Source organism: Mesorhizobium sp. M0991 (genome assembly GCF_040318915.1).
In the GTDB taxonomy this organism is placed as follows: domain Bacteria; phylum Pseudomonadota; class Alphaproteobacteria; order Rhizobiales; family Rhizobiaceae; genus Mesorhizobium.
The window spans coordinates 36,029-62,852 of record NZ_JAMYNE010000009.1; the positions used below are offsets into that span (position 1 = coordinate 36,029).

At 61.9% G+C, this 26,824-nt stretch carries 29 protein-coding genes; 10 read left to right on the top strand and 19 right to left on the bottom strand.

Features of this window, described 5'->3' with window-relative positions:
* Positions 1-2 precede the first annotated feature (2 nt).
* Both NKH70_RS15280 and NKH70_RS15285 read left to right on the top strand, forming a co-directional pair.
* Positions 3-1,220: an ABC transporter permease gene (locus NKH70_RS15280; protein WP_352718945.1), complete on the top strand. Its 1,218-nt coding sequence runs from the start codon at positions 3-5 to the stop codon at positions 1,218-1,220.
* Positions 1,221-1,333: 113 nt separating this feature from the next.
* Positions 1,334-1,573, top strand: a complete 240-nt coding sequence (locus NKH70_RS15285; protein ID WP_352718946.1) for a hypothetical protein — start codon at positions 1,334-1,336, stop codon at positions 1,571-1,573.
* Here the strand turns inward: NKH70_RS15285 and NKH70_RS15290 are convergent.
* Both NKH70_RS15290 and NKH70_RS15295 read right to left on the bottom strand, forming a co-directional pair.
* Complete coding sequence (locus NKH70_RS15290; protein ID WP_352718947.1) at positions 1,548-2,294, bottom strand: hypothetical protein; 747 nt, start codon at positions 2,292-2,294, stop codon at positions 1,548-1,550. The two genes, NKH70_RS15285 and NKH70_RS15290, sit on opposite strands and share 26 nt — an antisense overlap.
* A gap of 7 nt (positions 2,295-2,301) precedes the next feature.
* Complete coding sequence (locus tag NKH70_RS15295) at positions 2,302-3,414, bottom strand: endonuclease/exonuclease/phosphatase family protein (RefSeq protein ID WP_352978603.1); 1,113 nt, start codon at positions 3,412-3,414, stop codon at positions 2,302-2,304.
* 187 nt (positions 3,415-3,601) lie between these two features.
* Between NKH70_RS15295 and NKH70_RS15300 the strand changes: the two genes are divergently transcribed.
* Together NKH70_RS15300 and NKH70_RS15305 are read left to right on the top strand one after the other, a co-directional pair.
* Positions 3,602-4,186 carry a BA14K family protein gene (locus tag NKH70_RS15300; protein WP_352978601.1) on the top strand — a complete coding sequence of 195 codons (585 nt, stop codon included), beginning with the start codon at positions 3,602-3,604 and terminating at the stop codon, positions 4,184-4,186.
* 175 nt (positions 4,187-4,361) lie between these two features.
* Complete coding sequence (locus NKH70_RS15305) at positions 4,362-4,646, top strand: PilZ domain-containing protein (RefSeq protein WP_292659122.1); 285 nt, start codon at positions 4,362-4,364, stop codon at positions 4,644-4,646.
* Positions 4,647-4,658: 12 nt separating this feature from the next.
* Here the strand turns inward: NKH70_RS15305 and NKH70_RS15310 are convergent, their stop codons facing one another.
* Both NKH70_RS15310 and NKH70_RS15315 read right to left on the bottom strand, forming a co-directional pair.
* Positions 4,659-5,282 carry a hypothetical protein gene (locus NKH70_RS15310; protein ID WP_353025585.1) on the bottom strand — a complete coding sequence of 208 codons (624 nt, stop codon included), beginning with the start codon at positions 5,280-5,282 and terminating at the stop codon, positions 4,659-4,661.
* Positions 5,275-5,796, bottom strand: a complete 522-nt coding sequence (locus NKH70_RS15315; RefSeq protein WP_352978597.1) for a hypothetical protein — start codon at positions 5,794-5,796, stop codon at positions 5,275-5,277. The genes NKH70_RS15310 and NKH70_RS15315 overlap by 8 nt, the downstream gene beginning before the upstream one ends.
* Before the next feature lie 51 nt (positions 5,797-5,847).
* Between NKH70_RS15315 and NKH70_RS15320 the strand changes: the two genes are divergently transcribed.
* Positions 5,848-6,243, top strand: a complete 396-nt coding sequence (locus NKH70_RS15320; protein WP_352978596.1) for a hypothetical protein — start codon at positions 5,848-5,850, stop codon at positions 6,241-6,243.
* Between the two features lie 52 nt (positions 6,244-6,295).
* Here NKH70_RS15320 and NKH70_RS15325 read toward each other — a convergent pair whose 3' ends face one another.
* The 3 genes from NKH70_RS15325 to NKH70_RS15335 all read right to left on the bottom strand — a co-directional run bounded on the left by NKH70_RS15325 (position 6,296) and on the right by NKH70_RS15335 (position 9,224).
* The gene (locus tag NKH70_RS15325; RefSeq protein ID WP_352978594.1) at positions 6,296-7,273 is read right to left on the bottom strand and encodes a DUF3592 domain-containing protein; all 978 of its coding nucleotides are present in this window, start codon (positions 7,271-7,273) and stop codon (positions 6,296-6,298) included.
* A 257-nt stretch (positions 7,274-7,530) separates the two neighbouring features.
* A complete protein-coding gene (ilvC, locus tag NKH70_RS15330) occupies positions 7,531-8,550 on the bottom strand; it encodes a ketol-acid reductoisomerase (protein ID WP_352466900.1) in 1,020 nt (339 codons plus the stop codon).
* A 23-nt stretch (positions 8,551-8,573) separates the two neighbouring features.
* Positions 8,574-9,224, bottom strand: a complete 651-nt coding sequence (locus NKH70_RS15335) for a TetR/AcrR family transcriptional regulator (protein ID WP_352978592.1) — start codon at positions 9,222-9,224, stop codon at positions 8,574-8,576.
* 160 nt (positions 9,225-9,384) lie between these two features.
* Between NKH70_RS15335 and NKH70_RS15340 the strand changes: the two genes are divergently transcribed.
* Positions 9,385-9,813: an anthrone oxygenase family protein gene (locus NKH70_RS15340; RefSeq protein WP_353025587.1), complete on the top strand. Its 429-nt coding sequence runs from the start codon at positions 9,385-9,387 to the stop codon at positions 9,811-9,813.
* Positions 9,814-9,850: 37 nt separating this feature from the next.
* On the opposite strand, the gene NKH70_RS15345 is transcribed toward NKH70_RS15340, so the two are convergent.
* Positions 9,851-10,303, bottom strand: a complete 453-nt coding sequence (locus NKH70_RS15345; RefSeq protein ID WP_023676665.1) for a MarR family winged helix-turn-helix transcriptional regulator — start codon at positions 10,301-10,303, stop codon at positions 9,851-9,853.
* A gap of 100 nt (positions 10,304-10,403) precedes the next feature.
* Between NKH70_RS15345 and NKH70_RS15350 the strand changes: the two genes are divergently transcribed.
* Positions 10,404-10,709, top strand: a complete 306-nt coding sequence (locus NKH70_RS15350; RefSeq protein ID WP_352978588.1) for a Rieske (2Fe-2S) protein — start codon at positions 10,404-10,406, stop codon at positions 10,707-10,709.
* A gap of 1 nt (position 10,710) precedes the next feature.
* Entirely contained in the window at positions 10,711-11,436 is a 726-nt protein-coding gene (locus NKH70_RS15355) for a glutathione S-transferase family protein (RefSeq protein WP_352978586.1), read from the top strand.
* A 258-nt stretch (positions 11,437-11,694) separates the two neighbouring features.
* Here NKH70_RS15355 and NKH70_RS15360 read toward each other — a convergent pair whose 3' ends face one another.
* Positions 11,695-12,105, bottom strand: coding sequence for a winged helix-turn-helix transcriptional regulator (locus tag NKH70_RS15360; protein ID WP_352466906.1), 411 nt, complete (start codon positions 12,103-12,105; stop codon positions 11,695-11,697).
* 136 nt (positions 12,106-12,241) lie between these two features.
* Between NKH70_RS15360 and NKH70_RS15365 the strand changes: the two genes are divergently transcribed.
* Entirely contained in the window at positions 12,242-13,132 is an 891-nt protein-coding gene (locus NKH70_RS15365) for an SDR family oxidoreductase (protein ID WP_352978584.1), read from the top strand.
* A gap of 43 nt (positions 13,133-13,175) precedes the next feature.
* Here the strand turns inward: NKH70_RS15365 and NKH70_RS15370 are convergent, their stop codons facing one another.
* The 3 genes from NKH70_RS15370 to NKH70_RS15380 all read right to left on the bottom strand — a co-directional run bounded on the left by NKH70_RS15370 (position 13,176) and on the right by NKH70_RS15380 (position 18,003).
* Positions 13,176-15,095, bottom strand: coding sequence for a potassium transporter Kup (locus NKH70_RS15370; protein WP_352978582.1), 1,920 nt, complete (start codon positions 15,093-15,095; stop codon positions 13,176-13,178).
* Between the two features lie 157 nt (positions 15,096-15,252).
* Entirely contained in the window at positions 15,253-17,166 is a 1,914-nt protein-coding gene (locus NKH70_RS15375) for a potassium transporter Kup (protein WP_352978580.1), read from the bottom strand.
* A gap of 96 nt (positions 17,167-17,262) precedes the next feature.
* On the bottom strand, positions 17,263-18,003 hold the full coding sequence (locus NKH70_RS15380) for a pyridoxine 5'-phosphate synthase (RefSeq protein WP_352978578.1): 741 nt from the start codon (positions 18,001-18,003) through the stop codon (positions 17,263-17,265).
* 114 nt (positions 18,004-18,117) lie between these two features.
* On the opposite strand from NKH70_RS15380, the gene NKH70_RS15385 reads away from it, so the two are divergent.
* Positions 18,118-18,522 (top strand): SpoIIAA family protein, encoded by a 405-nt coding sequence (locus NKH70_RS15385; RefSeq protein WP_352466911.1) that lies wholly within the window; start codon positions 18,118-18,120, stop codon positions 18,520-18,522.
* Between the two features lie 10 nt (positions 18,523-18,532).
* On the opposite strand, the gene NKH70_RS15390 is transcribed toward NKH70_RS15385, so the two are convergent.
* From NKH70_RS15390 to NKH70_RS15420, 7 genes are all read right to left on the bottom strand, one after another.
* Entirely contained in the window at positions 18,533-19,660 is a 1,128-nt protein-coding gene (locus NKH70_RS15390) for an ATP-dependent DNA helicase (RefSeq protein ID WP_353025622.1), read from the bottom strand.
* Between the two features lie 148 nt (positions 19,661-19,808).
* On the bottom strand, positions 19,809-20,141 hold the full coding sequence (locus NKH70_RS15395) for a nitrile hydratase accessory protein (RefSeq protein WP_292659117.1): 333 nt from the start codon (positions 20,139-20,141) through the stop codon (positions 19,809-19,811).
* A 19-nt stretch (positions 20,142-20,160) separates the two neighbouring features.
* Complete coding sequence (gene nthB, locus NKH70_RS15400; protein ID WP_352978576.1) at positions 20,161-20,820, bottom strand: nitrile hydratase subunit beta; 660 nt, start codon at positions 20,818-20,820, stop codon at positions 20,161-20,163.
* The gene (gene nthA / locus NKH70_RS15405) at positions 20,817-21,422 is read right to left on the bottom strand and encodes a nitrile hydratase subunit alpha (RefSeq protein ID WP_352978574.1); all 606 of its coding nucleotides are present in this window, start codon (positions 21,420-21,422) and stop codon (positions 20,817-20,819) included. The genes nthB and nthA overlap by 4 nt, the downstream gene beginning before the upstream one ends.
* A gap of 56 nt (positions 21,423-21,478) precedes the next feature.
* Positions 21,479-24,637, bottom strand: coding sequence for an efflux RND transporter permease subunit (locus NKH70_RS15410; protein ID WP_352718964.1), 3,159 nt, complete (start codon positions 24,635-24,637; stop codon positions 21,479-21,481).
* A complete protein-coding gene (locus NKH70_RS15415; RefSeq protein WP_352912814.1) occupies positions 24,634-25,884 on the bottom strand; it encodes an efflux RND transporter periplasmic adaptor subunit in 1,251 nt (416 codons plus the stop codon). Before NKH70_RS15415 ends, NKH70_RS15410 begins: the two co-directional genes overlap by 4 nt.
* A 168-nt stretch (positions 25,885-26,052) precedes the next feature.
* Positions 26,053-26,649: a LysE family translocator gene (locus tag NKH70_RS15420; protein ID WP_352912813.1), complete on the bottom strand. Its 597-nt coding sequence runs from the start codon at positions 26,647-26,649 to the stop codon at positions 26,053-26,055.
* Positions 26,650-26,824 lie beyond the last annotated feature (175 nt).

Consider the following 26,824-nt stretch of genomic DNA (forward strand, 5'->3'; position numbering starts at 1 on the left):
CCATGATCTGGGAAACCGTCCGCCTCTCGCTCCGCTCCATCCGCCGCAACGTGCTGCGCTCGTTCCTGACGCTGCTCGGCATCGTCATCGGCGTTGCTGCCGTCATCGCCATGCTGACCATCGGCTCGGGCACCACCGAAAAGGTCAAGTCCGATATTTCCAAGCTCGGCAGCAACCTGCTCGTCGTCCGTTCCGGCCGCCCTGCCGGGCCTGGCGGACCTGGAGGGCTCGACCAGGTGGTCCGGCCGCTCGGCGACAAGGATCTTGCAGCGCTTGTCGCGCATCTGGACGGCGCGCGCGCCATCTCGCCGGCCTCGCAAAAGCAGGTACGCGTCATTTTCGGCACCGAAAGCCTGACCTCGGGCGTCACCGGCACCGACAGCGCCTATCTCGATGCCCGCGACTGGAAGCTGGTCTCGGGCCGCCCGTTCAGCGATTCGGAAACCCGCTCGGGGACCGGCGTCTGCCTCATCGGCGAGACGGTGCGCCAGCAGTTCTTCGGCGCCGGGGACCCCGAAGGCGAGATCATCCGCGTCAACCGCACCTCCTGCAAGATCATCGGCCTGCTGGAACCGAAGGGCTATACCGGCTTCGGCCAGGACCAGGACAATGTCGTGCTGATGCCGCTCGCCGCCTATCAGCGTCGCATTGCCGGCAATCGCGATATCGAATCGATCTATGTCGCCGCCGACGACCGTACGCCAACCACGGTGCTGCAGACGCGCGTCGAGGACATCTTGCGCGACACGCGCCGCATCACGCCCGACCGTGACGATGATTTCTCGATCCGCGACATGACCCAGATCGCCGATGCCATGGCCAGCGCCACCACCACCATGACTGGCATGCTCGGTGCCGTCGCCGGCGTCAGCCTGCTCGTCGGCGGCATCGGCATTATGAACATCATGCTGGTGTCGGTAACCGAACGCACGCGCGAGATCGGCATCAGGCTCGCTATCGGCGCCCATGAAAAGCATATTCTCATCCAGTTCCTGGTCGAGGCAACCGTGCTGTCGCTGCTTGGCGGCATCATCGGCATCCTGATCGGCCTGGCCCTTGCCGGCCTCGCCTCGGTGACGCTGACGATCCCGTTTGCGCCAAGCCCGGCGGTCATCCTGCTTGCGGTCGGCTTCTCCGCGCTGATCGGCATGGTGTTCGGCTTCTTCCCGGCGCTGCGCGGCGCACGGCTCAACCCCATCGACGCGCTGAGGCATGAGTAGGCGTTGCAGCAAGTATCGCCTCCAGACGCTGCCAATTTTTTATGCAACCTGCCCTTGTCGCAGCACAATCTGCAATGATAACAATGCTGTTGGGGACTAAGGGGGAACAATGGATGAGCAAGAAAGGGCGACTGGCTCTGGCGATGGTGATCGTCGAATCCGCCTTGGCAGGGCTTTGGTGGAATTTGATCCGTTATGGAATGGATAATCCCGATCGCGTCACCGCTGACTTCCAGCAGGTAATTGGGCAGACGATGGGAACGGCGATGGGGGCGCTCCTGGGTCTCGGCGTGCTGCTGTATTTTGTCGCTGCCCGTAGCGACAAGGCTATTGAAGGCAGGTCGCGACGTTAGAGTCGGAATCCTTGCCCGCAAAGTGCCATTCGATCAGCGGTCTCATATGCGGCATCAACCCGTCCGGCAGGTCGGCTGCATTGCGGATGATGACGGGGCCTTCGATTTCAGGCTCTGACTCGGCCGCGACGAAAGCGCTGATCCGCTGTGCCAGGTCGTCGGCGGAGGCCGTCTCGCGGTAGCGGCGAAAGATCACCGTGCCGCTTGCCGTCGACAGGGCGTAGTGGCGCTTGCCGCGTGTCGCGCCTGACAGGTCGAGGCCGGTCTCCTCCCGCACCTCGCGGATCATGTTCAAGTCGACGTCGACAAGGCCGTCGCGGAAATCGGTTGGCTCGAACGAACCGGCGGCGAAGTAGATGCGCCCGGCATTGACCGTATGCGGCGCCATGCGGATCGCCACCAGCGCATTGTCGCCGGCGACCAGCATGGCATGGGCATAGGCGTGCTCGGCCCCGGCCACCTGTCGATTGCCGCGCCAAAGCATGAAGGTCGAATACCGCACCGCATGGCAGCGGCCAAGGAGGCGATTGTCGCGATAGCTGAGAGCGGAAAGCAGCACCACGGTGCCGTCGAAAAGCGCCGGCTTGGCTGCGGTCTCACGCCGCCAGTTTGCGGCGATCGCTTCGGCATTATCGCGCTCGAACGGATGCGGGCCGGGATCGAGCCTGACGTCGATGGCATCGACCGGCAGGATGACGTTGCGCGGCAGGTCGAAACTCACGCCTGTCTCACGCCATGTCGAGGGCAATTGCTACAGGGCAATGGTCGGATGCCTTCGGCCGGTCCCATCCGGCGCGTGGAAAGCGCTCGACCTCCTGACCCGCCGGAAAAATAGTCCGCCAAGGCTGGCCGTTGCGGATGATATCGGGAACGGCGGTGGCGTTCTGTCTGGCTAGCGCCCTCGACAGAAGGATGTAGTCGAGCTGGCAGAGATGCCGCTCTTCCGGTCCGCGCGTGTGATAGAAAGTCCAGCGATCCATTTCCGGCCGCCGCTCGACCGCGTTTTCGCAAAAGCCGCCGGCAGTGAGCACGTCGATGCAGGACCGGGTCTCGTCGATGACCTCGAAGCGATAGCCGTCGACGGCATCGCCGGTGATCTTCACGCGCTGCCGGTAGTCGTTCATGTCGCCGCAGATTGCCCAGCGCTTGTCGGCGGCATGGTCCTTGCCGAAGCGCTCCTCGATGATCCGGCGCACCGCTTGCGCCTCGGCGATGCGCAGCGGCATTGTCGCCTCGCGGCCGTCGAGGCCGTTGCGGGGCGAGCCCATCGACTTGAAATGCACGAGATAGAGCGTCAACGGCGCGCCAGCCACGGACAGATCGACTTCCAGGCAGTCGCGCCGGAAGATGCGCTCATTGGCCTGGTGACCGAGCGCTGCCAATTCCGCCGTGTGCAGCCCGAATTGCTCGAACGTGACATAGGCGTAGCTGGTCATGCGCACGAATTCGATCGGCTGACCCTGCGCGGTCTCGTTGCGCATCATCACGGCGACGTCGATGCCGCGCGAATCATTGCCGGCGGTGGTGTATTTCTGCCGGTAACCTTGCCCCACCATCTTGAATAGATAGCCATATTCGAAGGCCCTCAGCGCCTCGATATTGTCGACCTCCTGCATGCAGATGATGTCGGCGCGGGTGGCCGCGATCGCCAGCGCCGTCAACTGCCGCGTGTCGTCGGATTGCGCGATCGCCCGCGCCTGCTCGAGCATCTTGTATTCGGCCTCGCTCTGGATGTCGAAAAGCGCCAGCGTGCGATCTTCGTTGAGCTGATTGCGGTATCCGGAATAATCAAACCTGTTCATCAGGTTTTCGACGTTGAAGGTGGCAAGGCGCAGCGACATAGCTTTGACCTTTGCCCGCAAGCGCGCCCGAAAACAAGGGCGCAGAAACCAAGCGGCTCTGATTGATCGCGCGCTCGCCATGGTTGACGGAACCTTTTTGTTCATCTTCCGTTCAGATGGAAAGTTCCATCAATAGACCCTTCCCCGGGGTATTCTGGGCGTGGGGCCTGAACCTTCGGAGAGTGCGATGAAACCGCTCTTTTTATCTTCCGTCAGATCCGGGCTGATGGCCCTCGGTCTGATCGCCGGCCTCTCGGCCCCCTCGCTTGCCGGGCCGATGCCCAAACCCCTGCTGCCGGTGGCGGGCAATGCCGCCGACATCGTGCAAATTCGTGAAGATTGGGCAGGCGGCAACGACAGGCAGATCTGGCGTTGGCGCAATCGCGGCTTTCGGCAATGGCACGGCGACAATGATTGGAGATGGCGGTCCAACAATTTCCGCGGCCGTCATTTTTCGAGACACTGGGACAATGGCGGCTGGGACGACAGCTGGCGCTGGCGCCACCATCGCCGCCCTTACCGCGGCGGCTACTATGATGATGGTGCGGGCGCCGCGATTCTTGGCTTGGGCTTGGGGCTCGGCCTTGGCAGCCTGTACAACAACTATAACTACTACGACGCGCCGCCACCGCGCCGCTATTATCGCGCAGGGCGGCTTTCCAGTGCACATGTCCAATGGTGTTACAATCGCTACCGGTCGTACCGCGCCTGGGACAACACCTTCCAGCCCTATTACGGGCCGCGCCAGCAATGCTACTCGCCCTATAGGTAAGCAGGCCGACAACAAGCATCATTCGGCGCCGTGCTTCGCGGCGCCTTTTTCTTCCAGCCAGGAATCGCGAAAATCGCCCAGTCTCACTACGGTGATAACGCTATTTTTATCAGGCAGGTCTAATAATCCTCCCGATCAGAACGCCCGAGACGCGAAGATGGCTGGATTGCGTGCAATGGCCGAGGACGAACAGAGGGACAAACGCCGGCAGCGCGTCTTGAAGGGCGCGACGATCCTGACCGGCATGACCAATTCCGAGGTCACATGCACGCTGCGCAACATGCATGCCGGCGGCGCCGAATTGAAGGTCTCGATCGACGCGCGCGTGCCCGATGAGTTCCTGCTCTATGTTCCGACCGACGGCATTGCCTACGAGGCCGTGGTCCGCTGGCGCCGCGAGGATCGCATCGGCGTGATGTTCACCGGCACTCAGCCAAAGCCAAGTTGGCATTACGGCTGATATCTCCCGGCGCTATCCGGGCGGCAGGACTTGCAGTGTCTGCTCGTCAAACAAAGGCTCATCCTGGCCGACGCGAACGAATAGAAGCGTTCGCAGTTCGGGTGATTGCACCTCGAAATACTGAATGCCGTCCGGGGCTTCGCCCCATTCGCCGCAAGGCGGTTCGCCGACCTCGTCAGGGTTGGCGACGGCGTTCAACTCCTCATGATAGGCGGCGTCGGGACTAAAGACGTATCGCATGATGCCTACGGGCGTGACCCCTTCGGTGTAAGGCATGAGCACGCAACGTGTGCTGACGGCCTTCTCGGTCTTCTGCGTAAAAATGCGCTGCAACGCAGCGACGGCCGCTTCGCCCGGCAGCATATCGAAGACTTCGACGACGGGATCGGCCGGCCCGCCATCGCTGTATTTGATGGCAAGCGCATTGCCGCCAAGCTCGAAATGAATCCGGCGAAAACCGAAATCGCAGCGCTGCACCCAGGCAGCCAGCCCGACATCCCTGTCCGCCAGCCGTTCCCAAGCGCATTTGTCGACAGTCGGACGCGACGGCTTGCTTTGGTCGGCACGAGCGCCGGTGGCCATGGCCATAAGGACCGGCAGGGCGAAGATGCAGGCCGGCAGTCTCTTGCTAGTCATCGCTACAACCCGTCAAGCTAAAGGCGTCCCAGGCTGAACCGTCGGGATTGGCTTTGGCGAAATCGGGCCATTCGGTAAAAATCGCGCCAAAGTCAGGCAACAGCAACCCTGCCGGTGCCGGCGAGGCTTGGCGGGAGCTCAACTGCTCGGCACCGCCTGCGTTGAACGCATAGACCTGCCCATCCCACACTCTGCACAGCCCGGTGCCGTCCTCGAGACCCGCCTCGCGATCGTCGTCGGTGCAGGTGTGCCGGATCGTGCCCACAGGAAACGAGTACTTGCCATTGGTCCAGGTGATGTCCGACGGCAGATGAATGTCGGTGTTGGGCACGATCAGCGAAAAGACCTCTGTCGTCAGCGCAGCCGGCTCGTTGTCTGTGGGCCGGAACTGTATCGTCGCTCCCGAACGCGGCTCGCGATAGGTTGCATGGCTGAGCGAACATTCTGTTGCGTTCGCTTCTTGCAACAGGCTCAGCATGCTCAGAAAAATAGCTGCTGCTTTGCGGATGATCATTTAAGTCCCTGGAGCAGCATCATTGTGAAGTTTAAGCATCGATGCTTTAGCATGGCCCAAGGCCACGTCGAAAAGAAAGAATCGATGATGCGAAATCTCTTGATGCTCATTTCGATCCTAGCATTTTCGTGCGGCCACGCCTTCGCCGCGGAACAGTATGTGGGCACATGGTCCGGGAACAGATCGAACTGTACCGCCGTTGCGGATGTTCAACGCCAGACTGTCTACACATTGTACCGCGACGCGCTGTCGGTCCCTGCTCTCGGCTGCGAACACGCAACGTTCCTCAAGACGCCCACGGGCTGGGTGGCGCGGGCCAGCCAATGCTACGGATCCAACCCGTCGGCCGAAGAGCCGTTCTCCCGTGTCATCCATATTGTTGTCGACGGTGCGACGGTGAGATTGACTTGGCCTGGCTTCGACAGCGGTGTTCTTGTCAGATGCTGAAGACAAGTGCCCTTCCTCTGGATCTACAGCGTCTCGGACGGCAGCTTCAGCACTAGATCACCCCGACAAGCAGCGCGGCTCCACCGAGGAAGCCAGCGGCGCAGACCCACAGGAACCAGAGCCCGCTCACCCTGCATTCGAGAACCGCTGCAGCGGGATTGGCGGGGTCGTAGTGGACCTCGACCTTATCGCCCTGGAGGTAGCGCTGCGATTGACCGCTGACGAGGCTCGGCAGCGAAGCCGTCACGTTTGCGCCGAAAGCGATGCGATCGGCGGCGTAGCGCTGGCCGGCGACGCTATAGCTGTAGACGATGCGGGATTTGAAGACTGCGCGCCAGGGTCGATAGCCGCCTCCGGACCTGTCGCGGGTCTCGAATTTCTGCAGGCCCGAGGCGTCGATGCGTCCTGCCGTGATGGGCCATTTGGCCGCCTGTTCCGCAAGTGACTTCTGGGCAAAGCCCATGCGCAGGACAAACAATCCCATGAAAAGCAGCAGGGCTGCGGCGCCGAGGTTCTGCGGCTTGGGCAAAAACGGGCGGATCGCTTCGAGGATGCCGCCGACGGAGAAGACCAATACCAGCGCGCCGACCACCAGCCCGGCCGAAAGCTGGACCATGAACTTGAAGGAGCCGTCGGGCATGGTGCGTTCGATCACGGCCTTGGCTGGATCGGCCGGATTGTAGAAGACGGTTACGCCGGCCCCGTTTGGAAATTTCGCAAGGGTTTCCGCCACGGCAAAGTTTCCAAGGTTCTCCTGCACGCTGTAGTGCGAACTGCGAAACTTCTTGCCGTTCACCTTGTATTCGAAGGTGATCGCCGGGAAGTTGCGCATCTCGGTCGACCCTCTGCTGTCCGAACCGGATCCCGAACTGGTCACCTCGCGAGCCTCGACCCGCGACGAGATGATCTTTCCCGGCGTCGGAGACCAGCGGCTGACCGCCCTCACCTCCCACCACTTCAGCAAGGTGACGAGGGACAGCATGCCGGCAACCGCGCAGGCAAACCCGACCAACAGAAATTTGAGTTCCAACGCTCACCCCCTTGGCACTTTTGTGCCATGCCCCGCACAGACATATCACGGTGATCAGGATAGTGCGCCTGTCCAGAAGCCTGGAAACTACACAATCTTGATGCAAAAAGGCCGGCGGATCGCTCCGCCGGCCTTTCTTGATCGGCAATGAAATTGCGCTCAGTTCTTGGCCTTGTCGACCAGCTTGTTCTTGGAAATTCCCACGCGCCCGCAGGGCGAAGCCCGAGGACACGTAACGAAACGAACGTGGATTTCCTTCAGTTCTTGGCCTTGTCGACCAGCTTGTTCTTGGAAATCCACGGCATCATCGCGCGCAGCTTGGCGCCGACTTCCTCGATCTGGTGGCTGTCGTTGTTGCGGCGGATGCCCTTGAAGCGCGACATGCCGGCGCGATATTCCTGCATCCATTCCGAGGTAAACTTGCCGGTCTGGATGTCCTTCAGCACGCGCTTCATCTCGGCCTTGGTGTCTGCGGTGATGATGCGCGGGCCCGAGACGTATTCGCCCCATTCGGCGGTGTTCGAGATCGAATAGTTCATGTTGGCGATGCCGCCTTCGTAGATCAGGTCGACGATCAATTTGACCTCGTGCAGGCACTCGAAATAGGCCATTTCCGGCGCGTAGCCGGCTTCCACCAGGGTCTCGAAGCCGGCGCGGATCAATTCGACCAGACCGCCGCACAGCACAACCTGCTCGCCGAACAGGTCGGTCTCGCACTCCTCGCGGAAATTGGTCTCGATAATGCCCGAACGGCCGCCGCCGACGCCGCAGGCGTAGGAGAGCGCCAGGTCGAGCGCATTGCCCGAAGCGTCCTGGTTGACCGCGACCAGGCACGGCACGCCGCCGCCCTTCTGGTATTCGCCGCGCACCGTATGGCCGGGCCCCTTCGGCGCGATCATGACGACGTCGACCGAAGCTTTAGGCTCGATCAGGCCAAAATGCACGTTGAGGCCGTGGGCGAAGGCGATCGCCGCGCCATCGCGGATGTTCGGCGCGATCTCGGATTTGTAGATGTCGGCCTGCAGCTCATCGGGCGTGGCCATCATCATCAGGTCGGCCCACTTGGCGGCATCGGCTACGCTCATCACCTTGAGCCCGTCGGCCTCGACCTTCTTGGCCGTCGCCGAGCCGGCCTTGAGGCCGATGGCGATGTCCTTGACGCCGGAATCCTTGAGGTTGAGCGCATGCGCCCTGCCCTGGCTGCCATAGCCGATGATGGCGACCTTCTTGCCCTTGATCAGGTTGAGATCGGCATCGCGATCGTAATAGACACGCATTTTTCTTCCTTCCCGTTTTGAATTCAGAGGCCTTGCGGCCCGGTTTTTGCCCCGTAAAGAGCGAGAAACTGCTGCGTCGCCCGGACGGCATCGCCGCCGATCGCCGCATCAGTCAATTCCAGCCGGCCGCCAAGCAGCAGGCGGATCTGCACGTCGCGGGCGACCAGCCCGAAAAAGGTGCGGAACGCCGTCTCCGCGTCGGAAAATTGGAGAAACCCGGCCTGTCTGCCGGCCTCCAGCACCGGCTTCAGGCGTCTGGCCAGTGCAAATCGGCCGTTCTCCAGCACGATGGCGCCGAGATCGTCCTTCCCCGAACTAGCATGGCCGACCGCCACCCGGTTCAGCGCGATCGAGGTGTCGCTCGAAATTACCGTGAGCCAGTCCGAAGCGAAGCGTTCGAGGCTCGCCGTCAGCGAAGCAAGGTCGAGCCCCTTGCGGTCGACCGGCACTACCCGCACCTTGGACGCCTGCCATTGTACCGTTGCCGTCAACAGCCCGTCGCGATCGCCGAACCATTTGTAGAGCGTCTCCTTAGAGCAGCTCGCCCGCCGCGCCACGGCGGTCATGGTCAACTGATCGCCCTCTTCGACCAGCAGGCGAAGGGCGGCGTCGAGGACGGCCTTCTGTCGCTCCGTCAGCGCCTCGCTGGTGTCGATGTCGGTCACAGCGTGCAACTCAGTCTTTCCTCAGGAGGCAAACTCACCCACAGTTCAGACACGAACGCGATGGCGTACCGTACGTTACGGTTCGGCTTTATGGCGTATTGCCCGACCCGGCGCAAGCCCTTATTTCTGTAGCGTGCTCCATGCGGGGGCATCACGGGAGACACGGACCATGCTCGCCGGATTGCTTGCCTTGACCGTTGCCGCAGTGTTCGCGGGTGCGGCTATCTACGTCAGCGTCGCCGAACAGCCGGCGCGGCTTCGCCTCGATGACAAGGCATTGCTGCAGGAATGGCAGCCTTCCTACAAGCGCGGCGCCGCCATGCAGGCCTCGATCGCCGTCATCGCCTGTATTCTGGGCCTCGTTGCGTGGTGGCTGACCGGCAATCTCGCTTATCTGGTCGGCGCCGTGCTGATCATCCTGCCTTGGCCATGGACGCTGCTGGTGATGATGCCGGCAAATAGGTTGCTGGAGGCGATGGACGCGAACACCGTCAATCATGAAGCTCGGACATTGATCGTCAAATGGGGTAATCTGCATATGGTCGGCATCGGGCTTGGCGTTCTGGCGACATTGGCATTCCTCTGGGCCAGTGCCTGACCTCGCCAACCGGCGCCATCTTCGTCATGAAGGCGTGTCACTCCAGGGCGGGCGGATCTCGCAGGCGCCCAAGCAGAGCTGACAGCGCGTCGAGCTCATCATTGGAAAGCCGGGAGCCGACCAACTCCGCGATCGACCGCCCGTAGACGGCCCACATGCGGCGGCGCGTCTCGCGTCCCTTGTCTGTGACGCGGACTGTTTGCCCGCGGCCGTCATCGGCAACTGGAAGCTTCTCGACCTGCCCGTCAGCTTCGAGCCGCGCCAGCAGCCGGGAGATGTTGTACTGCGCAAACAGGGTGCGCTCGGTGAGCTGGAACGGCCGCAATCCGCCCTCGCCCGCCTCGGCAAGCTCATGCAGGACGTCGTACCAGGCAAGCGGCGGCAGGCCACTGTCCTTTAGCGCGTCCTCGGCTCTTTCCAACAACTGGCGCGAAACCCGCATCAGGCGGGCCCAGGCTTTGATTGCTGGAGGTGAAGGAATCCCGGTCATGATTGCATCGTAGGCGATAGATGCAACTGCATCAAGCTTGACGATCAATGCAAATGCATCTATATAGATGCAATCGCATCAATCATGAGAGGCAATTCCGATGAAGCATGAAATCTGCAGGATCGCCGACATTCCGGAAACAGGCAGCCTGATTGCTCCGTTCTTCGGCCGCGAGGTCCATGTCTACCGCAGCGGCGAGCGTATCCGCGCCGCCGCCAACGTCTGCCTGCATTTCGGTGGCCCGCTCGACTGCAAGGACGGCAAGCTCGTCTGCCAGTGGCACGGCGCCTCGTTCGACATGGCGAACGGTGATCGCCTCGAAGGCCCGGCGCCGAAGGGCTCCCGCCTGATGTTCCTCTCCACCCGCGTCGAGGACGGCGCATTGAACTATGTCTGGGGAGAGTGAGATGACCGACAAGCTCATCCTCGTCAGCCACCATCTTTGTCCGTATGTGCAGCGCGCGGCGATTTCACTTCGCGAAAAGGACGTGCCGTTCGAGCGCATCGCCGTCGATCTCGCCAACAAGCCTGCCTGGTTCAAGGCGATATCGCCGCTCGGCAAGGTGCCGCTGCTCCGCGTTGAGCATGACGGCCAGGAAACGGTGATCTTCGAATCGCTCGTCATCCTCGAATTCCTCGAGGAAACCCAACCCAATCCGCTGCATCCCACCGATCCCTATGCCCGTGCCCGGCATCGCGCCTGGATCGAATTCGGCTCGGCAATCCTCAATGCCGTCGGCCGCTTCTATTCAGCGCCTACGGAAGCCGCGATGTTCGCTGAAAGCGAGGCGCTATCGGCAATGTTCGATCGCCTGGAAGTGGAACTGGCGAACGGCGCGGCTGGGCTATGGTTCGCCGGCGAGCGCTTTTCACTGGTCGACGCGGTCTACGGGCCGATTTTCCGCTATTTCGACGTCTTCGACCGGATCGGCGATTTCGACATCCTGGACGGAAAGCCGCATATCCAGGCCTGGCGCAAGGCACTGCGCGAACGCTCATCCGTAAAGGACGCGGTCGCTCCCGATTATGCGCAACGCCTCCATGCATTCTTGCAGGCCAAGGGTTCGCACCTTTCGGAAATCATCCGCCAAAACGATTCAACCACAGCGCTTCCGCAAGCCCGATCCGCCTGAACAGATCGACCACCCTTCCAGCCATCATCGAGGCAAGGATATTCGTTTCCGGCGGAATTCTTGCCACTGTCGCCACCAGCCTGTCGCGAACGCAGGTCTCCAGCGCAGTATCGATACGGTCCGTTCCTATGAGCGCGTAACTGATCGCCGCGCCGGCAATTGCGATATCCAGAGAATTGCCCATTTGCCCGACCAAACCCAGGCCAGACAATCCTTCAGCGCTGTCGCTAAATCAAGCCGCCGTCTCGGCCTGGAGGCTCAGCCTTCGGCAGCATCGAAAACCTTCCGCGCCTCGCGTACAGCGCCGTGATTGAGCTCGGCCCATTGGATCAGCTGATGCAATGGTCCAAACATCGAGCGCCCGAGATCGGTGAGGCTGTATTCGACGCTCGGCGGTTTGGTCGGAAACACCTGGCGATGCACATAGCCGTCGCGCTGCAGATCGTGCAGCGTCTGGGTGAGCATGCGCTGTGAAATATCGGGCACGAGGCGCCGCAACTCGCCAAAGCGGTACGGCTTCTCGGCCAAGGCCTCCATCAGCAGCGAACTCCATTTATTGCTTATGCCCTGGATCACGTCGCGAACCGGGCAATCCGCAAGGTTTCCGCCACCGCTGCCTGCTTTATAGATCTCGAGCTTCGATCTCAGATTGACGATCTTGCCGTCCATGGCTGGTTCCCTGGGTGTGCCTACCTCCCGCAAAACTGCCTTCTTTACGAGGATGGGTCAATTCCTATTTTAGTGCTGGTCTCTTTTTGAGACTAACATATGAACCCGCCGCTCCGGCGCAACGTCAGGACCTTTCATGACCGACACCCTTCTCGTCACCGGCGCCTCCGGCCAGCTTGGCCGCGGCGTCATCAATCATCTGCTTGACACGCTCAAGGTCTCGCCTCAGCGCGTCATCGCCGCCACCCGCAATCCGGAAAATCTGGCCGATCTGGCAGCGCGCGGCGTCACCATCAGGGCGGCCGACTTCGACGACACAGCATCGCTGGCCAGTGCGTTTACCGGCGCCGACAGGGTTCTGATCATTTCGACAAACGAGCTTGCCCTTCCGGGCAAGCGCCTGAAGCAACATGAGGCCGCGGTCGCCGCCGCAAAAAGCGCGGGCGTTTCGCATCTGCTCTACACATCGATGCCCAATCCGGAGCCAGGATCGCCGGTGCTGTTTGCGCCCGATCACCACGGCACCGAGCAGGCGATCAAGGCGAGCGGTATCCCCTACACCATCTTCCGCAACGGCTGGTACCAGGAGAACCTGTTCATGGTGCTGCCGCACGCCATCGCCTCGGGGCAGTGGTACACATCCGCTGGAGACGGCCGCATTGCCCATGGCGCGCGCGACGATATGGCAGCCGCGATCGCCGCCGGTCTCGCTTCGAGCGCAACCGAAAGCACGACATACACGCTGACCGGCCCCAAGGCCCACACGATGGCCGAGATTGCAGCCCTCGTCACCGAGGTCACCGGCAAGCCGATCGAAGTTGTCCAGCTTTCGGATGAAGCGCTGACCGAGGGATTGAAGGCAGCCGGCGTTCCCGAGGCTTTCGCCCCCGTTATCGTTTCCTTCGACACCAACACGCGCTCCGGCCGCATCAGCATGGTAACCGACGCTGTCGAGACGCTGTCCGGCAGGAAGCCGCAGCCGCTGAAGCAATTTCTTGAAGCAAACAGGGCGGCTCTGGTGAGCTGAGCCTGACAAATGGCCGTGCCCTTCGAAGGGCGCGGCCGTTTGTTCAGATGGCCACCTGCGTTCCGATCTCGACGACGCGTCCGGTCGGGATCTGGAAATATTCCGTCGCATCGGCCGCCGTGCGCGCCAGCCCGATGAACAGCTTGTCCTGCCAGACCGGCATGCCGGAATTGGGCGAGGCCTTGAGAGAGCGCCGCGACAGGAAGAAGGAGGTCGTCATGATGTCGAACTTCCAGCCCTGCTTGCGGCAGATCGCCAGCGCGCGCGGGATGTTGGGCTGCTCCATGTAGCCGAAGGTCAGCGTCACCCGCATGAACAGCTCGTTGACCGTTTCCATCTTGACGCGCTCGCTATCGGGCACAACCGGCTGCGGTGCCGTCACCACCGAAAGGATGACGTTCTGCTCGTGCAGCACCTTGTAGTGCTTCAGGCTGTGCATCAGCGCGGTCGGCGCGCTCAGCGGATCGCTGGTCAGGAACACCGCGGTGCCCGACACCAAATGCGGCTTCTTCTTCAGCAGATTGCCGGCAAGGAAATCCAGCGGGATCTCGTTCCGGCGCGTCTTGTCGAACAAATAGCGGGTACCGCGGATCCAGGTCCACATGGTCAGCACAATAACTGCGGCAATGGCAAGCGAGGACCAGCCCCCTTCAAACACCTTGACTATGTTGGCTGCAAAGAAGCCGGTATCGACGAAGGCGAACACCGCCATCAAGGCGGCCGCGACGCCGAGCGGCCATTTCCAGATGCGCGTCATCACAACAAAAAGCAGTACGTTCGTCACCAGCATGTTGCCGGTCACCGAAATACCGTAGGCCGAGGCCAGCCGGCTGGATTCGCCGAAGCCGACCACCAGCAGCATCACCACCAGCGCCAGCATCAGGTTGATGCGCGGCAGATAGATCTGGCCCGACTGTTTTTCCGACGTGTGCTGGATGACGAAACGCGGGAGCATATTGAGCTGCACCGCCTGCCTGGTCAGCGAGAAAGCGCCGGAGATCACCGCCTGGCTGGCGATGACGGTCGCCGCCGTCGCCAGCACGACCATCGGAATAAGCGTCCAGCCCTGGTTCATCTCGAAGAAGGGATGACCGACAACGCCGCCATTTGCCAGCACGAAGGCGCCTTGCCCGACATAATTGAGCAACAGACAAGGGAACACGATTGCCAGCCAGGCGAGCACGATCGGCTTGCGGCCGAAATGGCCGAGATCGGCATAGAGCGCCTCGGCGCCGGTGACGGCGAGGAAGACCGCACCAACCGTGACGAAGGCGACATCGGGCGAGTTGACCAGGAACGACACGATGTAATGCGGGCTGATCGCCAGCAGGATTTCCGGATCGGCGATGATGTGGTTAATGCCGGAAACGCCGATGGCCAGGAACCATAGCGCTGTGACTGGTCCGAACACCAATCCTACGCCGCCGGTGCCAAACCGCTGTACCGCAAACACGATCGCGAGGATGGCCAGTGTCAGCGGCACCACATAGGGCTGGAATGTCGGCGTGACGACATTCATACCTTCGACCGCCGACAGCACCGAGATCGCCGGCGTAATGACTGCATCGCCGAAAAAAAGCGCCGCGCCGACGATGCCGATGCCGAGGATCACCGCCGAGCGCGTCGGGAAACTGTTGCGCGCCAGCGCCATCAGCGACAGGACCCCGCCCTCGCCTCGATTGTCGGCACGGAGCACGAACATGATGTATTTGATGGTGACGGTGATCGTCAGCGACCAGATGATCAGCGAGAGTACGCCGAGGATGTCGCCACGGTTGGCGACGTTGCCACCGGCCGATGCGTGCAACGCCTCTCGGAATGCATAGATCGGGCTGGTGCCGATATCGCCGTAAACCACGCCGAGCGCACCCAGCATCAGCACCTTGGTGCTGTGCTGCTCGACCTCAGAATGGCTCGATTGTTCGACAGGTTCTGCCTCGTTACCAGCATTGGTAAGGGCCATGGACGACACTCCGATAAGCGGGCGGTGCTCTACGCTTGCTGCGCTGCAATATCAAGTGCCGTCACGTAATGAGTCCGCGTCGGAATTGCGAGTCTTCCATCACTTGGCAGACTCAATCCTATCGGCAGACTAGCCGGAATGCGGCAACACGCACGTATCAGATCGCTACTTGTGTTCCGATCTCGACGACACGTCCGGTTGGGATCTGGAAATACTCCGTCGCATCGGCCGCCGAGCGCGCCAGCCCGATGAACAGCTTGTCTTGCCAGACCGGCATGCCGGAATTGGGCGAGGCCTTGAGCGAACGCCGCGACAGGAAGAAGGACGTCGTCATGATGTCGAACTTCCAGCCCTGCTTGCGGCAGATCGCCAGCGCACGCGGAATGTTGGGCTGCTCCATGTAGCCGAAGGTCAGCGTCACCCGCATGAACAGCTCGTTGACCGTTTCCATCTTGACGCGCTCGCTGTCGGGCACGACCGGCTGCGGTGCCGTCACCACCGAAAGGATAACGTTCTGCTCGTGCAGCACCTTGTAGTGCTTCAGGCTGTGCATCAGCGCGGTCGGCGCGCTCAGCGGGTCGCTGGTCAGGAACACCGCGGTGCCCGACACCAAATGCGGCTTCTTCTTCAGCAGATTGCCGGCAAGGAAATCCAGCGGGATCTCGTTCCGGCGCGTCTTGTCGAACAAATAGCGGGTGCCGCGGATCCATGTGGACATGATCAACCCCATGCCGCAAGCGACCGTGATCGACACCCACCCGCCTTCGAGGATCTTGACGACGTTAGCGAGGAAAAATCCGGTATCGATCGTGCCAAACAGCAGTGTGAGCGCGGCTGCCAGTGCAAGCTGCCATTTCCACCGGAACCGCATCACCACAAACAGCAGGATGGTTGTCATCAGCATTTCGCCAGTCACCGAAATGCCATAAGCGGAAGCCAGCGAACTCGAACTGCCAAAGCCGACCACCAGCAGCATCACGCCGAGCGCGACCACCAGATTGACCCGCGGCATGTAGATCTGGCCGGATTGCATCTCGGAAGTATGCTGCACCTCGATGCGCGGCAGCAGATTGAGCTGCACCGCCTGGCGGGTCAGCGAGAAAGCGCCGGAGATCACCGCCTGGCTAGCGATCACCGTCGCTGCCGTGGCCAGCCCAACCATGGGCATTAGCGCCCATTCCGGCAGCATCTGGAAGAATGGATTAGTGGGTTTGCCGCCGTTGGCCAGAACGAACGCGCCTTGTCCGAAATAGTTGAGGAGCAGACAAGGGAACACCACGGAGAACCACGCCAGCACGATCGGCCTGCGCCCGAAATGACCGAGATCGACATAGAGGGCCTCGGCCCCGGTGACCGCTAGGAACACCGCCCCGACCGTGACGAAGGCGCCGGTGGGCGTATTGGCCAGATAAGCGACCGCGTAATAGGGATTGATCGCCAGCAGGACCGACGGGTCGTCCAGCAGATGATAGACCCCGGCGGCGCCGATGGCCAGGAACCACGTTGCCGTCACCGGCCCGAACACGGCCGCCACCCTGCTGGTGCCAAAGCGTTGCACGGCAAAAAGCATTGCAAGGATGATCAGCGTGATCGGAACCACAAAGGTTTCCAGCGTCGGGGTTACCACTTCCAGCCCTTCAACCGCCGAAAGCACGGAGATGGCCGGCGTTATGATGGCGTCGCCGAAAAAAAGCGCCGCGCCGCAAAGTCCGATCCCCAGAATGAACCGGGCTCCCTTTGGATAAGCGTTGCGCGCAAGCGCCATCAGCGACAGCGTGCCGCCCTCACCCTTGTTGTCGGCTCTGAGCACGAAAGCGACGTACTTTATCGTGACGATGATCGTCAGCGCCCAGACGATAAGCGACAGCACGCCAAGGACGTCATTGCGCGCTACCGGTCCCGACGATGCGTGCAGCGCTTCCCGAAACGCGTAGATTGGGCTCGTGCCGATATCGCCGTAAACCACGCCCAACGCGCCCAGCATCAAAACTCTGGTGCTGTGCTGCTCGGCCTTGGAGTGGCTGGATTGTTCGATGGGTTCTGCCTCGCTACCAGCGTGGGCAAGGGCCATGGACGACACTCCCATAGACGTGCGGTGCTCTAAAGTGCGGGATGGAAAGGATGCGCTGCCATGCCGGGAACGCATGGCTTATCGGCTCGCCTCTCTCTACCAGCCACAAGCCTTCAGAAACCGCCTGACCGTTGCGGCCATGCCATACTCCAACGCATCGGCTGTCAACCCATGTCCGATCGACACTTCGGCCAATGCCGGGATGCGCCTGGCCAGTGCCGGCAAATTGCTCACCACAAGATCGTGCCCGGCATTGACCTGGAGCCCTGCAGCAAGTGCGGCATCCGCAGTCTTTCCCAATTTCTCCAATTCCCTCGCCGCTTTTGCCGAATCGGAATGATAGCTGCCATATGGACCTGTATAGAGTTCGATCCGGTCGGCGCCGGTGTCGCGAGCGGCTTTCACGCCAGCGGGATCCGGATCGGAAAACAGCGATACGCGAAAGCCTCCCTTCTTCAGGCGCTTGACGACCGGTGTCAGGAACGCAGCCTCGGCGGCGAAGTTCCAGCCATGGTCGGAGGTCGCCTGCGCCGGGTCGTCGGGCACCAGCGTCACCTGCTCGGGCTGATGCTTTTCCACAAGCGCCAGGAAATCCTCGGTCGGATAGCCCTCGATGTTGAATTCCGCATTCGGGAACTCGTCGTCGATCAGCGCTCTGATCTCAGGCAGATCGGAATGCCTGGTGTGCCGCTCGTCGGGTCGCGGGTGCACCGTCAGCCCATGCGCGCCGGCGGCAAGGGCGGTGCGTCCGAGCCCTGTCACGCTTGGCCACGGCAGGTCGCGCCGGTTGCGCAGCATGGCGATGGCATTGAGGTTGACGGAAAGCTTTGCAGGCATTTGCACGGTTCCAGGCTGATCTCGGCGCGCATCTATACCGTCTTTAAGGGGAACAGACAGAGGGTTTCAGGTGTTCCAAGGGAACGAAGAAAATCGAGCGCAAGGAGTTCCCTGTTGAATTTTCTCGATGCCGTACCGGCGATCCGCCGCATCGATACCGATCGCGAAGACCTCTTCGCCATCGATGTCGTCGGCCATGTCGCAGCGGCCGACGCCGAAAACCTGTTCGGATTGCTGGAGGCAGCCTACGCGCTGCACCCGAAAATCGACGTGCTGGTGCGCCTGATCGACCATGAGGGTGTCGACTGGACCGATGTATCGGACGAGACGATCGAACAGGGCATAGCTCATGCGGTGGAGCATATCGGCCGCTGCGCGGCGGTCGGTGAGCCGAACTGGATAGCGGAGGCAAGAGCCTTTTTGCCCGCCTCTTTGCCTATCGAACTCCGGCATTTCGGGGCCAAGGACGAAGCCGCTGCCTGGGAATGGCTTGGCGCCAACCCGATCGCCCAGCGCTGATACGGCCGCCCTATCGGACGATCGTCAGCCGTTCGGCCGCGCGCGTGATGGCGGTGTAGAGCCAACGCTGCCGGGTTTCCTTGAACGCCCAGCTTTCGTCGAAAAGCACGATCTCGTTCCACTGCGATCCCTGCGCCTTGTGCACGGTCAGCGCGTAGCCATAGTCGAAATCGTCGAAACGTTTCTTCTGTTGCCAGGGAATGTCGGCGTCCGGGTCTTCGAACGCCGCCTTGAGCAGCTTGACCTTGGCGACACCGCGATCCGGGTCGTCTTCCTCCGGTGAAACCAGCAGATTGATACCGGGCTTGACCGTCTCGCGCGACGAGGTCATCACCTTCCACAGCGAGCCATTGAGCAGTCCCTTGGCCGGATCGTTGCGCAGACAGACCAGCTTGTCACCGGCTTGCGGATAATCGGCATTGAACCCCTTCAGCTCGCGCAGCCGCTGGTTATAGCGGCGGCGCGTGCGGTTGGTGCCAACCAGCACCTGGTCCGCCTTCAGCACCAATTCCTGGGTGACGTCTTCCTTGCCGATCACTTGCGCCGTGCCATAGTCGCCGCGCATGAACTCACGGCCCTCGCGCACGTCGAGCGCCAGCCGGATGATCGGGTTGTCGCGTGCCTGGCGGTGGATTTCGGTGAGCAGAATATTCGGCTCATGGTCGGTAAAGAAGCCGCCACCCGAGATCGGCGGCAACTGACCGGGATCGCCAAGCACCAGGATCGGCGTGCCGAAGCTCATCAGGTCGCGGCCAAGCTGCTCGTCGACCATCGAGCATTCGTCGATGACGACGAGCTTGGCCCGCGAGATCGGGCTCTGCCGGTTAAGCGAAAAGGTCAGCGACATCGAGGTCTTGCCGGTCACCTCATCCGCTACCGATTCCTCGCCTTTCGGCCGGTAGATCAGCGAATGGATGGTGCGGGCATTGACCGCGCCCTTGGAACGCAGCACCTGCGCCGCCTTGCCAGTAAAGGCGGCGAACTGCACCTGGCCGTCGACATGCTCGGCGAAATAGCGCGCCAGCGTCGTCTTGCCGGTGCCGGCATAGCCGAACAGCCGGAACAACTGCGGCTTGCCGGTTTTCACCCAGCCGGCCACCGCCTTCAGCGCCTCGTCCTGTTGAGGAGAGAATTCCATCAGCGCGACAGACCGGATTCGTGAGGGAAAGACAAGGTCGAGTGCCGTCACCAGCAATTTCATCGCCGGGCAATCACGCCGCTGCGACAGGGTCAGGCTATCAGTGACGAGCCGGAACGTAAAGAGAACAACGCCGGGCGACGACAGCTCACCCAGCCCGCTGTGGATCGTTCTCCAGCAGGATCGGCTTGCCATGCGGCGTAGCATGCGCGGCGCGTTCCCAGGCAGCAGCAAGGCTGTCGACGTCGTTTCTACCGGCAACGCCTTTGGTCGACAGCAAATTCTCCAGCGCCGCCAGCCAGTGCTCGTAATAATCATGGCCGTCGCTCGCGGCGCCCGGCCGCTTCACCTCGGCCGACAGGACATCTGCCCATTCGCTCCAGGAAAACAGGCCCTTATCATGCAGCGCAACCGTGATGGCGAACGCCTCTGCTTGCCATGGCTCGGCGAAAACCGGCGCCTCGACACCGGCGGGCAGCATGGCGGCGACCGAGCCCGTCTCACGCCGGCTCAAGGTAGCTCTCCCAGGCATCGATCGATACGACAAGTGTCGGGTCGGCGCCCTCGCCCCAGATTTCGCCGCCGCTGAAGGCCACCGTATAGACCCATTGCGGGTTTTCGCCCTGGCCGTGCGCATTGGTGTCGGGAAAGACAAAGCTGTCGCGCACAGCCTCGACGACGCCTCGCTTGCCGCGTGCATAGCGTGGCAGCCTGGTGTGGCCGGTCGGATGAAAGTTCTTGGTTCGCACCAGGTCGCCTGCCTTGAACCGCGGCGGCGCGGCGACAGGCCGGTCGCAGCGCCCGCCCTTTGCCAGCACCGCCGGAACATCTTTAGCCTTCAGCACCCGTTTGGGTGTCGCTGCCGGGTCGACTGCGTCGCTCGTAGCCAGATCGCGATCGCTGAGGAAACCATGGCATTTGAGCAGCACCTCCAGCGCCTTGATCCATATCTGGTAGTAGCTGGAGGCATAATAATCCGCTGGATGCAGCGATTCCCGCGCGTGCCGACTCTCGTCGATGGTCCAGGCGCCCATGGCGCCCGCGCATAACGTTACGCCCAGCGCCCGCCTTTCCCAATCGGCATGGAAATAGGGTTCGTCCGGTTCGGGCGCGACTGGCCCGAAACCCATCTGGCCGCCGAGATCCTGCGGCCCGTTCATGCCGGCTTCCGCGCCAACGCCGTGCCGATCATGGCATCGCGCGTCACCAGATTGGCGAGCCGTGCCTCATCCCAACCCTCGGTACCCCTGGGACGCATCGGCACCACGAGATAGCGCAGCTCGGCGGTCGAATCCCACACCCGGATTGTCGTCGTCGCCGGCAAGGTCAGGCCGAATTCCTCGAGCACGCCGCGCGGATCGATCACCGCGCGCGAACGGTAAGGCGGCGCCTTGTACCAGACCGGCGGCAGGCCGAGCACCGACCACGGATAGCAAGAGCATAGCGTGCAGACGACGAGGTTGTGCGTGTCGGCCGTATTGAACACCGCCTGCATGTGCTCGCCTTGCCGGCCGGTGTAGCCGAGCGATTCGATGGCCGCCGTCGCATCACGCTTCAGCCATGCGGCAAACCCGGGATCAACCCAGGCCTTCGCCACCACCTTTGCGCCGTTGCGCGGCCCGATCTTGGTCTCGTAGGTGTCGACGATAACGTCGATCGCCGCCGGATCGATCAGGCCTTTGCGGGTGAGAATCGTCTCCAGCGCGCGCACGCGCGCCGCAAAAGGATCAAGCTCGTTGTCGTGGTCGTGATTGTGCGGCATGGCGTCAAATTACGATCGCGGACACCCGGCCGCAAGCACCACGGCTTGGGCCAGCGCTATTCGGCTGCCGCCTTCTGCGGCACCGGTTCTTCCTCGTCGTCGAACAGTGACGGCTGGTCGACCGCCTCGACCGGGCTCGGCTCGCCCCGGTGCCCCGCCCATACGCTGACGAGCCAGCCGGAAAAATGCTCCATGTAGACGTAGATGACGGGCGTGACGAACAGCGTCAGTGCCTGCGAGGCGACCAGGCCGCCGACCACCGCCACACCGAGAGGCTGGCGCAGTTCCGCGCTCGCGCCAGTGCCGAGCGCGATCGGGATGGTACCCATCAGCGCGGCAAGCGTGGTCATCATTATCGGCCGGAAGCGCATCAGGCAGGCCCTGTGGATGGATTCGACAGGGGACATCCCCTCGCGCCTGAGTTCTAGCGCCACGTCGATCATCATGATGCCGTTCTTCTTGACGATTCCGATCAGCATCAGGATGCCGATCACCGCGATCACCGACAGATCCATCCCCGCCAGCCGCAGTGCCACCAGCGCACCGAGCACCGCCGACGGAAGCCCGGTCAGGATAGTGAGCGGATGGATGAAGCTCTCATAGAGCATGCCGAGAACGATATAGATGGTCAGGATCGCGCCGCCGATCAGCAGCCCCTGGTTGGAAAGCGAATCCTGGAAGGTCTTCGCCGTGCCCGAGAAAGTGGTCGAGATCGTCGGCGGCATGCCGATCTTTTCCTTCAGCGCATTGATGTGGCTCACGCTGTCGCCGAGGGCCACGCCCTGCGGCAGATTGTAGGAGATGGTCACAGCCGGAAGCTGGCCGAGCTGGTTGACGGTCAAAGCACCGGCGGTCCGATCGACGCGGGCGAAGGCTCCAAGCGGTACCAGACTGCCGCTGACCGTCCTTACTTTGATCGCCAGCATCCGTTCGGGCGACCACTCGATCTTCGGGTCGAGCTCCATGACCACTTTATAGCTGTCGGCCGAACCGAAGATGGTCGACACCTGCTGGGTGCCGAAACCGCCATAGAGGCTGGAGCGCAACGTGTCGGTATCGACGCCAAGCGTCGCTGCCTTGTCGCGGTCGATCACCAGCGTCGCCTGCAACGCGTTGTTCTGCAGATCATTCGTGACATCGGTGAAGGCGCCATGATCGGCAGCCATCGCGTCCGTCAACTTTTGCGCCCAGACGTTCGTCAGGCCGGTATCGAGGCCCTGCACGGCAAGCTGGTAGGCACTCGCCGAAGAGCGCGCGCCGAGCCGCAGATTCTGCACCGGTTGCATGTAGGTTTCGATGCCGGACACATTGGCAAGCTGGCGCCGCAGATCCGAAAGTACCTTGTCGATGTTCGGTCGCTGGTCCTTGTCTTTCAGCTGCACAAACAGCTGGCCCTGGTTGAGCGCATTGTTTCCACTGCCCGCCGACCAGCCGACATGCGCGACGTAAGGCGAATGGGTGAAGACATCCGCCACTTGCCCCTGAAGCTTCACCATGGCGTCAAACGAAATGTCCTGGCGCGCAATGGTCGTCACCGAGACCTGGCCGATATCCTCCTGCGGAAAGAAGCCCTTCGGCGATATCTGGATCAGCCACACGGACAGCCCGGCGGTCACGAGGAATACAAGGAAAACCAGGAAATTGTGGCGAAGGCAGAATGTCAGCAGCCTGTCATAGCCCCGCATGAAAACGTTTTGCCTATGGTGCTCGCCATGCGCCGCCTTCTGCTCGGCTTTCGATAGTGACAACAGCCGCGAGCACAGCATCGGCGTCAACGTCAGCGAGACGAACATCGACGCCAGGATGGCGACCGTCACCACCACCGCGAATTCGTTGAAGATGCGCCCGATCACGCCGCCCATCAAAAGCACCGGAATGAACACGGCGACCAGCGAGATCGAGATCGATATGATGGTGAAGCCGATTTCGCGGGCGCCCTTGAGCGACGCCTCGAGGGCCGAGAGCCCGTCCTCCTCCATATGGCGGAAAATATTTTCCAGCATGACGATGGCATCGTCGACGACAAGGCCCACCGCAAGCGTCAGCCCCATCAATGAGACGTTGTCGATGGAAAACCCGAACAGGTACATCACGCCCAGCGTGGCGATGAGCGAAATCGGTACCGCCACTGCCGGGATGACCGTCGCCGTCACCCGGCGCAGGAACAGGAAGATCACCATCACCACGAGCGCGATGGTGAGCAGCAGCGTGAACTGCACGTCGTCCACCGCCTCGCGGATCGACGTCGAGCGGTCGTTGAGCAACTGGATGCTCGCCGTCGCAGGCATCTGACCCTCGAAGGAAGGCAGCATCGCCTTGACGCGGTCGACGACATCGACGGTGTTGGCATCCGGCTGGCGCTGCACGGCCATGATGATGGCGCGGGTGCCGTCGTACCAGCTTGCCGTCGTCGTGGTCTCGACCGAATCGATGACGCGGGTCACCTCGCCGAGCCGCACCGGATGGCCGTTCTTGGTGGCGATGATGATGTTGGAGAACCCCGCCGCATTGGTGAGCTGCGTGTTCGCGGTGATTGTCAGCTGCTGTTTGTTGTTCTTGAGCACACCGAGCGGCGTGTTGCTGTTGGCCGAGGCAATGGCCGTTTGCAGCTGGTCGATCGAAATGCCGCGTGCGGCGAGCGCCGTCGGATCGATCTGGACGCGCACGGCATATTTCTGCTGGCCGTAGATCGAAACCTGCGCAACGCCGTCGATCGTCGACAGCGATGGCGAAATCACATTCTCGGCAAACGCATTGAGATCGGTCAGCGGAATGGTGTCGCTGACAAGCGACATCAGCAGGATCGGCGCGTCGGCTGGATTGACCTTGCGGTAGCTCGGCGGGCTGGTCATCTCCGGCGGCAATTGTCGCTGCGTGCGTGCGATCGCCGCCTGCACGTCGGCGGCGGCTGCATCGATGTCGCGGTTGAGCACGAACTGAATGGCGATCGAGGTCGAGCCGAGCGAGTTGGTCGTCGAGATCGAATCGATGCCTGCGATAGTGGAAAACTGCTTGATCAGAGGCGTTGCTACCGAGGTCGCCATGGTTTCCGGCGAGGCTCCAGGCAGCGAGGCCGAGACGTTGACAACCGGAAATTCCGCGCTTGGCAGCGCCGCGACCGGCAGGAATTTGTAAGCAAATAGCCCGCCCAGAATCAGGGCGAACGACATGAGCAGCGTGGCGACGGGCCTGCGGATGCAGAATTCGGAAATCATGGCTGCGTTCCGCCCGTACGGTCAGCCTCGGCGACCTTCGGAGCCGCCTGGTCGCCGGTGCCGGTCGAAGCCTTGCCTTCGCGCACCGCCGCGCCGTTTTTCAGCTTGGTCTGACCCTCGACGACGACACGCTCACCGCTTTTCAATCCTTGGCTGATCGCGGTGTTGGCACCTTCTGTCAGCGCGACCTGCACCGGCCGCATTTCAACGGTGTTGTCCGGTTTGATCACATAGACGAACGGGCCCTTTTGGCTGGGCTGGACGGCAACCGTCGGAACCGACGTCATTTGCGGCATGATGCCGGCATCGAGCACGACATTGACATATTGGCCCGGCCACAGCGAAAGATCGGCGTTGGGCACGCTGGCCCGGGTTGCGATCGTGCCGGAGGCCGTGTCCACGCTGGAATCGACGAAATCCAGCGTTCCCTTGCCGATCGGCTTCGGGTCGCCATCCTTGGTCAGCGTCACCGCACCTTGCTGCGCCGCCGCCAGCGCCTTGTGCAGCAAGGCAAGATCGCTTTCGGGGAGATTGAAGTTCACCTGCAGCGGGTCGACCTGCGTGATCGTCACCAGCGGAGTCGACGTGCTGCTGCCGTTGCTGGTGGTGACGAGGTCGCCGACCGCGACGCTGACCGCGCCAAGCCTGCCGGAGATCGGCGCCCTGATTGTGGCGAAGCCAAGCTGGATTTGGTCTGCATCGATCGTTGCCTTGTCGGCGTCGACGGTGGCCGCGGCGGATTTCTGCGCCGCGACAGCCTGATCGTAGGTCTGCTGTGTCCCGGCCTGCCTGGCGACGAGATTTTTGGCGCGCTGAAGATCGGCCGTCGCACTGGCAAGCAGTGCCTGGTCTTTCGCGAGCGTCGCCTGATCGCGTGCCAGTTGCGCCTTCAACGAGCGATCGTCCAGCGAGAACAGAAGGTCTCCGGCCTTCACCATCTGTCCGTCCTTGACCGCGATTGCGACGATCTGGCTCGAGACCCGTGCGTTGATGCTGACCACGGCAGGAGAGGACACGAAGCCGATGGCATAGCGCCGGACCGGGAAATCGGCCGTCGAAGCGGTGGCGGCAACCACCGAAGTCGAACGCGCGGCATTTGCCGCTGCAGCGGGTTTGTCCGCGGCCGCCGTCGTCTGCCTCGCCGACAGAATCTGCTGAAGACCGCTCCTTGCGCTGGGCGAAAGATAGAGCCACGCCGCGGCAACGCAGGCTGCAGCGATCACCGCAAACACGATCTTTCCGCGCATCGACAAAAGGCCTCTCGATCCGACACGCCGCTATCCGGTGGCCGTAGTCTAGCTCAACTCGCAGCCGATTGCCGCGCTTTTGCCAGATAATAGAGGATGCCGAAGGCGAAAAAGGGCCAAAACCCGTCATTACGAAGATTTAATGTGCAGTGCACAATAAAACGGCAGCTAACGCAGCATCGGCCACAGTGTCGCCGCCAGCATCACGCCCATGGCGATGTTGAACCATTTGAGCCGCACCGCATCCGCCAGGAAACCGCGCAGCGCCATGCCGAAACCGGCCCAGGTCGAAATGCTCGGCAGCATGACGACGGCGAAAGCGGCTGCGATCAGCACCACCGACACAAACGGGCGTTCCGGGTTCGTATAGACGGCCATGGCTGTAATCGCCATCACCCAAGCCTTGGGATTGACCCACTGGAAAGCCGCAGCCTCCATGAAGCGCATCGGCTGGCCCTTCGCCTCGCCTTCGCCGCCGAGCGAGCGCGACACGGCGATCTTCCAGGCGAGATAAAGCAGATAGAGGCCGCCGGCGATCTTCAACCCGGTATGCAGCACCGGAAAGGCCGTCAACACGGCGCCAAGCCCGAGGCCTACGGCCAGCAACAGCACGAGGAAGCCGATGCCGATGCCCAGCATGTGCGGCACGGTCTTGACCAAGCCGAAATTCACGCCCGACGCCAGAAGCATGAAATTGTTCGGGCCCGGCGTGATCGAGGTCACGAAGGCGTAGACCAGCAGGGCAAGGAATGCATCCAGCGTCATAGCTTCCTCCCAATTAAGTCAACACTATTGTCCTTTTACGACCGTCGCGCAAAAGCCACTCCAGGGGCGCAGCCGGGCCAGGCGATCGCGTAGCGACGGAACAGACATGCGGCGCCAGAGCATCTTGCAGCCGAGTGGAATCACTTGGCACCGCAGAAACGCGGCTAAAACAACT